This window comes from Streptomyces sp. YS-3 (assembly GCF_045257485.1).
In the GTDB taxonomy this organism is placed as follows: domain Bacteria; phylum Actinomycetota; class Actinomycetes; order Streptomycetales; family Streptomycetaceae; genus Streptomyces.
This window is the reverse complement of sequence record NZ_JBJHPC010000303.1, coordinates 1-8,764: the sequence shown is the minus strand read 5'-3', so window position 1 is coordinate 8,764 and position 8,764 is coordinate 1. Positions and strand designations below refer to the sequence as shown.

The window sequence follows — 8,764 nt, the reverse complement described above, 5'->3', positions numbered from 1 at the left end:
GTACGGGTCATGTGGGCGGGCGGGAGGACGGGAGCGGCGCCCCTGGGGCGGCGTCCGTGTCCGCGAACCGGAGCGGGCCGGTCTCCCGCGCCCCCGGGGAGGGCGCGCGGGAGACCGGTCCGGTCAGATTCCCGCCGCTGCCGCCAGGTCCCGCTTGATGCCGGCCAGCAGGTCCGTCGCCTTGGCGCGGGCCTCGGGCAGCGCCTCGGCCGACGCCACCGGGACCACGACCTCCAGGTAGCACTTGAGCTTGGGCTCGGTGCCGCTGGGGCGGACGATCACCCGGGCGCCTTCGAGGTAGTAGCGCAGACCGTCGGTCGGCGGCAGCTCCTCGGTGCCCTCGGTGAGGTCCTCGGCCCTGGTGACCGCCAGACCCGCCAGCGACGTCGGCGGGTTCTCGCGCAGGCGCCGCATCGCGTCGGAGATGACCGACAGGTCCTCCACCCGCACCGACAGCTGGTCGGTGGCGTGCAGCCCGTGCCGGACCGCCAGGTCGTCCAGCAGGTCCTGGAGCGTGCGCCCCCGCTCCTTCAGGACGGAGGCGAGCTCCGCGACGAGCAGGGCGGCGGTGATGCCGTCCTTGTCGCGTACGCCCTCGGGGTCGACGCAGTAGCCCAGCGCCTCCTCGTAGCCGTACCGCAGACCGTCCACCCGGGCGATCCACTTGAAGCCGGTCAGCGTCTCCTCGTACCCGAGACCGGCCGCCTCGGCGATCCGGCCGAGCAGCGAGGACGAGACGATCGACTCGGCGAAGACGCCGCTCACGCCCCGGTCCACCAGATGCTGTGCGAGCAGCGAGCCGACCTCGTCGCCGCGCAGCATCCGCCAGCCGCCCTCCACCGACGCGTCCGGTACGGCGACCGCGCAGCGGTCCGCGTCCGGGTCGTTGGCGATGACGATGTCGGGACCGACCGCGCGGGCCGCCTCGAAGGCGAGGTCCATCGCGCCCGGCTCCTCCGGGTTGGGGAACGCCACCGTCGGGAACGCCGGGTCCGGGTCCGCCTGCTCGGCCACCAGCGCCGGCGGCGGGAAGCCCGCCCGGGCGAAGGCCGCCGTCAGGACGTCCTTGCCGACGCCGTGCATGGCCGTGTAGACGACGCGGGCGGTGCGCGGGGACCCGGGGGTCAGCACCGCGTCCGTACGCGCCAGATAGGCCTCCAGGACCTCCTCGCCCAGCGTCTCCCAGCCCTCCTCGGGGCGGGGCACGTCGCTGAGCGAGGCGACCGCGGCGATCTCGGCGGCGATCTCCGCGTCGGCGGGCGGCACGATCTGCGAGCCGTCGCCGAGGTAGACCTTGTAGCCGTTGTCGCGCGGCGGGTTGTGGCTGGCGGTGACCTCGACGCCGGCGACGGCGCCCAGGTGCCTTATCGCGTACGCGAGGACGGGCGTCGGCAGCGGGCGCGGCAGCACGACCGCCTTCAGGCCCGCGCCGGTCATCACGGCGGCCGTGTCGCGCGCGAAGTCGGCCGACTTGTAGCGCGCGTCGTAGCCGACGACGACCAGGCCGTCGCCCCGGCCCTTCGCCTTGAGGTACGCGGCGAGCCCGGCCGCCGCGCGGATGACGACCGAGCGGTTCATCCGCATCGGCCCGGCGCCCAGCTCGCCGCGCAGCCCGGCGGTGCCGAACTGGAGCATGCCGCCGAACCGGACGGCCAGCTCGTCGAGCTCCTCGTTGTCGATGAGCTTGGCCAGCTCCTCGCGCGTCTCGCCGTCCGGGTCCTCGGCCAGCCAGGCCTTGGCCCGCGCGATCAGGTCCTGCGTCACGTCGACATCCCTTTCGGTACGGATCAGGGTCAGATGCGGTCGAGTACCCGGGTCAGCAGCGAGCCCATGCGCGCCGCCGAGTCACGGCCGGCCTGGAGCACCTCTTCGTGGTTGAGGGGCTCGCCGGTCAGACCCGCGGCCAGGTTGGTGACGAGCGAGATGCCCAGCACCTCGGCGCCGGCCTCGCGGGCCGCGATGGCCTCCAGGACGGTCGACATGCCGACGAGGTCGCCGCCGAGCACCCGGACCATGTTGATCTCGGCCGGGGTCTCGTAGTGCGGCCCGGGGAACTGGACGTACACGCCCTCTTCCAGCGACGAGTCGACCTCCTTGCACAGCGCGCGCAGCCGCGGCGAATACAGGTCGGTCAGGTCCACGAAGTTGGCGCCGATGATCGGGGACGCGGCCGTCAGGTTGAGGTGGTCGCTGATCAGGACGGGCTGGCCCGGGCGCATGCCCTCGCGCAGACCGCCGCAGCCGTTGGTGAGCACCACGGTCTTGCAGCCGGCGGCGACGGCGGTACGCACGCCGTGCGCGACGGCGGCGACGCCGCGGCCCTCGTAGTAGTGCGTACGGCCCAGGAAGACCAGCGCGCGCTTCTCGCCGATCCGGTACGAGCGGATCTTGCCGCCGTGGCCCTCGACGGCGGGCGGCGGGAAGCCGGGCAGCTCGGTGACCGGGAACTCGGCCTCGGGCTCGCCGAGCGCGTCCGCGGCCGGGGCCCAGCCGGAGCCCATCACCAGGGCGACGTCGTGGGTCTCGGCGCCGGTGAGCTCACGCAGGCGCGCGGCGGCGGCGTCGGCGGCGGCCTGGGGGTCGCCCTGGATGTTGTCCGGAATAACAGATGCGTTCACGACGACGAGGGTAACGGGTGGAGGCCTACGCGCGTAGATGACTGGCGGCACAAGGGTGCGATCGTTGTCTTGTCGTTTCCGACGAGTGAGGGTGCCGGGTGCCAGGGGTTCGTCTGCGGGCCGGTGGTGGGTTGCTCGCGCAGTTCCCCGCGCCCCTGGGTGGTTCGTCGGCCGCGGGCCGGTGGGGGTCGCCCGCGCAGTTCCCCGCGCCCCTGAAACCCCCGTGCGTCTGCGGGCCGTGGTGGGTCGCCCGCGCAGTTCCCCGCGCCCCTGGGGGGGCGTGGCTGAGCTGGGTTCTCTGAGCGCGGGGAACCCCCCTAGGGGCGCGGGGAACTGCGCGATCAGCCCCCACCGGGTCGCAGACAACGAACTGCTCAGGGGCGCGGGGAACTGCGCGATCAGCCCCCACCGGGTCGCCGGCGACGAACTGCTCAGGGGCGCGGGCAGCCCACCACGGTCCGCGGGTGGAGGGGTCAGCAGGGCCGTTTGCGCAGTTCCATCACGTAGTCGTGCGGGGCGCCCGCCGACTCCGCCGCGTCGGCCAGTTCCCCCAGGTAGCGCGCGGAGGGCAGCCCGCCCTCGTACGCGTTCAGGACGTACACCCAGGCCGGCTCCTCGCCGTCCAGCGTGTCCACCCGCACCCGCATCCGGCGGTAGATGTCGAGGCCCACGCCCTCCCAGCGGTCCAGGGAGTCCTCGTCCAGCGAGGCGATGTCGTAGAGCGCGACGAACACCTGGGAGCGCGGCGCCTCCACGATCGTGGCCAGCGCGCCCTCCCAGCCCATCTGCTCCCCGCCGAACGTCAGCCGCCAGCCGTTGAGCCAGCCCGTGCCGCGCAGCGGCGAGTGCGGTGCGCGGCGCGTCATCAGCCGCGGATCCATGTTGCCGGCGTACGCGGCGTAGAGCGACATGGTGTCGAGGGTACGACAGCGGCCCGCGGGCGCCCGCGTGAGAAGGGCACACGCGTGTGACAGCCGTATGGCGCCCCGGGGGCGAAGCATCTTGAAGCGTGCGGGACAATGAGCTACGTACTGCATTTCCTCAATGCGAGGCGGACTTTTTCGTGACCCGGATCGTGATCATCGGTGGCGGACCCGGCGGATACGAGGCGGCCCTGGTGGGCGCCCAACTCGGCGCGGAGGTGACCGTCGTCGACTGCGACGGTCTGGGCGGGGCATCGGTGCTCACCGACTGCGTACCGTCGAAGACTCTGATCGCGACGGCCGAGGTGATGACCACCTTCGACTCTTCGTACGAGGAGTTGGGCATCCTGGTCGCCGACGACACCCCGCCCGAGGAGCAGTCCGCCCGTGTGGTCGGCGTCGACCTCGGCAAGGTCAACCGACGGGTCAAGCGCCTCGCGCTCGCCCAGTCGCACGACATCACCGCCTCCGTGACCCGGGCCGGCGCCCGGGTGCTGCGCGGGCGCGGCAAGCTCGGCGGCCCGCAGGGCATCGACGGCACCCGGGATGTCATCGTCACGGCCGCCGACGGCAGCGAGGAGATCCTCACCGCCGACGCCGTGCTCATCGCCACCGGCGGCCACCCGCGCGAGATCCCGGACGCGCTGCCGGACGGCGAGCGCATCCTGAACTGGACCCAGGTCTACGACCTGGACGAACTGCCCGAAGAGCTGATCGTGGTCGGCTCCGGTGTGACCGGCGCCGAGTTCGCCGGCGCGTACCAGGCGCTGGGCTCCAAGGTCACCCTCGTCTCCTCCCGCGACCGGGTGCTGCCGGGCGAGGACCCGGACGCGGCGGCCGTCCTGGAGGACGTCTTCCGCCGCCGCGGCATGAACGTGATGGCCCGCTCCCGCGCGCAGTCCGCCAAGCGCGTCGGCGACCGGGTGGAGGTCACCCTCTCGGACGGGCGCGTCATCAGCGGTACGCACTGCCTGATGGCGGTCGGCGCGATCCCGAACACCGCCGGGATGAACCTGGAGGAGTCCGGGGTCAAGCTCCTGGAGTCCGGTCACATCTGGACCGACAAGGTCTCGCGCACCTCCTCGCCGGGCGTGTACGCGGCCGGTGACGTCACCGGCATCTTCGCCCTCGCCTCGGTCGCGGCCATGCAGGGCCGGATCGCGATGTACCACTTCCTCGGCGACGCGGTGGCCCCGCTGGACCTCAAGACGGTCTCCTCGAACGTCTTCACCGACCCCGAGATCGCCACCGTCGGCTACTCGCAGGCCGACGTGGACGCGGGCAAGATCGACGCGCTGGGGGTCAAGCTGCCGCTGCTGCGCAATCCGCGCGCCAAGATGCAGGGCATCCGGGACGGCTTCGTGAAGATCTTCTGCCGACCGGGCACCGGGATCGTGGTCGGCGGCGTGGTCGTCGCGCCGCGCGCCTCGGAGCTGATCCACCCCATCTCGATCGCGGTCGACAACAACCTGACCGTGGAGCAGATCGCGAAGGCGTTCACGGTCTATCCGTCCCTGTCGGGTTCGATCGCGGAGGTGGCCCGCCAGCTGCACTCGCGCAAGAGGGCGGGCGAGGCGTAACCGGGGCGCCCGGCGGCGCGGCGGCGTGGGACAAGGCGCCCGGGAGGGCGCCTATACCACTTCAGGGACACCTCTGTGCACACCTTCTGTTATTCGGCGCAACTTGCTGAAAACAATCGGCCGCTCACGTTACTGTCAGTTTCGTGTTCGCTGCAGAACGTCGCCAATTGATCCTCGAAATGGTGCGGGCCAACGGTGCGGTATCGCTCCGGGAGCTCGCCCGCGTCGTCCAGACCTCCGAAGTGACCGTACGGCGGGACGTGCGGGCGCTGGAGGCGGAAGGACTCCTCGACCGCCGGCACGGCGGTGCGGTACTGCCGGGCGGACTCACGCGAGAGTCCGGCTTCCCGCAGAAATCCCATCTCGCGACCGCGGAGAAGACGGCCATCGCCGACCTCGCCGCGAGCCTCGTCGAAGAGGGCGAGGCCATCGTGGTCGGCGCGGGGACGACCACGCAGGAGCTGGCCCGCCGGCTCGCGCGCGTCCCCGGCCTCACGGTCGTCACCAACTCCCTGCTCGTCGCCCAGGCGCTGGCCCACGCCAACCGCGTGGAGGTCGTCATGACCGGCGGCACCCTGCGCGGCTCCAACTACGCCCTGGTGGGCAGCGGGGCCGAGCAGTCCCTCCAGGGGCTGCGGGTCTCGCGCGCCTTCCTCTCCGGGAGCGGACTGACGGCCGAGCGGGGTCTGTCCACGTCCAACATGCTCTCGGCGAGCGTGGACCGCGCCCTGGTGCAGGCCGCCGCCGAGGTGGTCGTCCTCGCCGACCACACCAAACTCGGAACCGACACCATGTTCCAGACGGTGCCGACGGACGTGATCACGCGCCTGGTCACCGACGAGCCCCCCGGCCACGACGACCGGGCCGCCACCGAGCTCCAGGCCCTGGCCGACCAGGGCGTGCAGATCACCGTGGCCGGTCCGGCTGCCGGCGGCGAGGGCGTCCCACCGGGGCGTCAGCCCCGCCGGGACGTGCCGCTGCCCGGTCAGCGCCGCAGCCATGTGCCCGGCGCCGGGCCACAGTTGCGCACCGCGGCCCCGCTGGGTGATCAGCAGGGGCCCGGAGAGCGGGCCAGAGTGGCGGATCTGCGCCGCCGCTGAGCGCCTGGCCCCTCCGCCCGGAGGGGACCCGGCCTCACGGCTTCAGGCCCCGCAGGGTCAGGGCGAGCAGCCGGTCGGCCAACTCCGGGTCGTCCGGCGCCTGCTCCGCCGCCAGGGCGATCGCGTTGGTCAGCTGCATCAGATCGCCGATCGTCACGTCGACGCGTACGGAACCGGCCAGCTGGGCGCGCTCCAGCAGGGCGCTGCCCGCCTCCCGCATCGGGGTGCTGCACTGCGCCAGGGCCGAACTGTCGTCGTGCGATGCCGACATGAGGGCGCGCGCCACCCCTCGGTACTCACCCGTATGAGTGATGATGGCGCGCAGCCACTCCACGAGCGCCGTACAGGGCTGGTCGGCGTCGAGCAGCTCCCGGGAACGCGCGAGAAGGACGTCCACCTCGCTCTGGAAGATCGCGCTCATCAGCGCGTGGCGGTTCGGGAAGTGCCGGTAGAGGGTGCCGATCCCGACGCCCGCGCGCCTGGCCACGTCTTCGAGGGAGGCGTCCGTCCCGTGCTCCGCGAACGCGCTCCTCGCCACGCCCAGGAGCCGCTCGTAGTTGCGGCGCGCGTCGGCACGCATCGGCCTCGTCGTCATACCCCAAGGATGCCCGAACCGCGCGCCCCGGGTACCGCCCGGTACGGGTCCGTACGGAAGCCGGGTGCGCACCCCGCGACGGGCCCGCCGCCGCGCGTACGGCCGAAGCCCCCGCCGGAGTGGACCGGCGGGGGCTTCGGAAGACGGACGACGGATCGGCTCCGTACCCGAGGTCAGTCCTTGATCTCGCAGATCGCCGCACCCGAGGTGATCGAGGCGCCGACCTCGGCCGCGAGGCCCTTGACGGTGCCGGAGCGGTGGGCGTTGAGGGGCTGTTCCATCTTCATGGCTTCGAGGACGACGATGAGGTCGCCTTCCTTGACTTCCTGGCCCTCTTCGACGGCGACCTTGACGATCGTGCCCTGCATCGGGGACGCGAGGGTGTCGCCGGAGGCCGCCGAGCCCGCCTTCTTGGTGGCGCGGCGCTTGGGCTTGGCGCCGGCGGCGAGGCCGGTGCGGGCCAGCGACATGCCGAGCGAGGAGGGCAGCGAGACCTCCAGCCGCTTCCCGCCGACCTCGACCACGACCGTCTCGCGACCGGCCTCCTCGTCCGTCTCGGCGTCGGCCGGGGCGGCGAAGGGCTTGATCTCGTTGACGAATTCGGTCTCGATCCAGCGGGTGTGGACGGTGAAGGGGTCGGGGGAGCCGGTGAGTTCGGGGGCGAAGGCGGGGTCCTTGACGACCGCGCGGTGGAAGGGGATGGCGGTGGCCATGCCCTCGACCTGGAACTCTTCCAGGGCGCGGGCGGCGCGCTGGAGGGCTTGTTCGCGGGTGGCGCCGGTGACGATGAGTTTGGCGAGGAGGGAGTCCCAGGCGGGGCCGATGACGCTGCCGGATTCCACGCCGGCGTCGAGGCGGACGCCGGGGCCGGAGGGTCCTGCGAAGCGGGTGACGGTGCCGGGGGCGGGCAGGAAGTTGCGGCCGGGGTCTTCGCCGTTGATGCGGAACTCGAAGGAGTGGCCGCGCAGCTCGGGGTCGCCGTAGCCGAGTTCCTCGCCGTCGGCGATGCGGAACATCTCGCGGACGAGGTCGATGCCGGCGACTTCYTCGGTGACGGGGTGTTCGACCTGGAGGCGGGTGTTGACTTCGAGGAAGGAGATGGTGCCGTCCATGCCGACGAGGAATTCGACGGTGCCGGCGCCGACGTAGCCGGCTTCCTTCAGGATGGCCTTGGAGGAGGCGTAGAGCTCCTGGATCTGGGCGTCGGAGAGGAAGGGGGCGGGGGCTTCCTCGACGAGTTTCTGGTGGCGGCGCTGGAGGGAGCARTCGCGGGTGGAGACGACGACGACGTTGCCGTGGGTGTCGGCCAGGCACTGGGTTTCGACGTGGCGGGGCTTGTCGAGGTAGCGCTCGACGAAGCATTCGCCGCGGCCGAAGGCGGCGACGGCCTCGCGGACGGCGGAGTCGTAGAGTTCGGGGACTTCTTCGAGGGTGCGGGCGACTTTGAGGCCGCGTCCGCCGCCGCCGAAGGCGGCCTTGATGGCGATGGGCAGGCCGTGTTCCTGGGCGAAGGCGACGACTTCGTCCGCGCCGGAGACGGGGTCGGGGGTGCCGGCGACCAGGGGGGCGCCGGCGCGCTGGGCGATGTGGCGGGCGGCGACCTTGTCGCCGAGGTCGCGGATCGCCTGGGGCGGGGGGCCGATCCAGGTCAGGCCGGCGTCCAGSACSGCYTGGGCGAATTCGGCGTTCTCGGAGAGGAAGCCGTAGCCGGGGTGGATGGCGTCCGCGCCGGAGTCGGCGGCGGCCTGCAGGACCTTGGCGATGTCCAGGTAGCTGGCGGCCGGGGTGTCACCGCCCAGAGCGAATGCCTCGTCGGCCGCGCGGACGTGCAGAGCGTCCCGGTCCGGATCGGCGTAGACGGCTACGCTGGCGATCCCGGCGTCCCGACACGCCCGGGCAACGCGGACAGCGATTTCGCCACGGTTGGCGATGAGCACCTTGCGCACGA

At 72.4% G+C, this 8,764-nt stretch carries 7 protein-coding genes; 2 read left to right on the top strand and 5 right to left on the bottom strand.

Annotated features, from left to right (window positions below; genetic code table 11):
* Nucleotides 1-123: 123 nt before the first annotated feature.
* The 3 genes from ACJA3G_RS22790 to ACJA3G_RS22780 all read right to left on the bottom strand — a co-directional run bounded on the left by ACJA3G_RS22790 (nt 124) and on the right by ACJA3G_RS22780 (nt 3,529).
* Nucleotides 124-1,764: a phospho-sugar mutase gene (locus tag ACJA3G_RS22790; protein WP_406554886.1), complete on the bottom strand. Its 1,641-nt coding sequence runs from the start codon at nt 1,762-1,764 to the stop codon at nt 124-126.
* A gap of 29 nt (nt 1,765-1,793) precedes the next feature.
* On the bottom strand, nt 1,794-2,618 hold the full coding sequence (locus ACJA3G_RS22785) for a purine-nucleoside phosphorylase (protein WP_406554885.1): 825 nt from the start codon (nt 2,616-2,618) through the stop codon (nt 1,794-1,796).
* Between the two features lie 473 nt (nt 2,619-3,091).
* The gene (locus ACJA3G_RS22780; RefSeq protein ID WP_406554884.1) at nt 3,092-3,529 is read right to left on the bottom strand and encodes a gamma-glutamylcyclotransferase; all 438 of its coding nucleotides are present in this window, start codon (nt 3,527-3,529) and stop codon (nt 3,092-3,094) included.
* A 152-nt stretch (nt 3,530-3,681) separates the two neighbouring features.
* On the opposite strand from ACJA3G_RS22780, the gene ACJA3G_RS22775 reads away from it, so the two are divergent.
* Nucleotides 3,682-5,121: an NAD(P)H-quinone dehydrogenase gene (locus tag ACJA3G_RS22775; protein WP_406554883.1), complete on the top strand. Its 1,440-nt coding sequence runs from the start codon at nt 3,682-3,684 to the stop codon at nt 5,119-5,121.
* Nucleotides 5,122-5,264: 143 nt separating this feature from the next.
* Nucleotides 5,265-6,221 (top strand): DeoR/GlpR family DNA-binding transcription regulator, encoded by a 957-nt coding sequence (locus ACJA3G_RS22770; protein ID WP_406554882.1) that lies wholly within the window; start codon nt 5,265-5,267, stop codon nt 6,219-6,221.
* A 34-nt stretch (nt 6,222-6,255) separates the two neighbouring features.
* Here the strand turns inward: ACJA3G_RS22770 and ACJA3G_RS22765 are convergent, their stop codons facing one another.
* Both ACJA3G_RS22765 and ACJA3G_RS22760 read right to left on the bottom strand, forming a co-directional pair.
* Entirely contained in the window at nt 6,256-6,816 is a 561-nt protein-coding gene (locus ACJA3G_RS22765; RefSeq protein WP_358836404.1) for a helix-turn-helix domain-containing protein, read from the bottom strand.
* 173 nt (nt 6,817-6,989) lie between these two features.
* Complete coding sequence (locus tag ACJA3G_RS22760; protein WP_406554881.1) at nt 6,990-8,762, bottom strand: acetyl/propionyl/methylcrotonyl-CoA carboxylase subunit alpha; 1,773 nt, start codon at nt 8,760-8,762, stop codon at nt 6,990-6,992.
* Nucleotides 8,763-8,764 lie beyond the last annotated feature (2 nt).

Coding starts and splice junctions, on each gene's coding strand:
- ACJA3G_RS22780 (WP_406554884.1), bottom strand. CDS start 3,529: ATGTCGCTCTACGCCGCGTACGCCGGCAACATGGATCCGCGGCTGATG.
- ACJA3G_RS22765 (WP_358836404.1), bottom strand. CDS start 6,816: ATGACGACGAGGCCGATGCGTGCCGACGCGCGCCGCAACTACGAGCGG.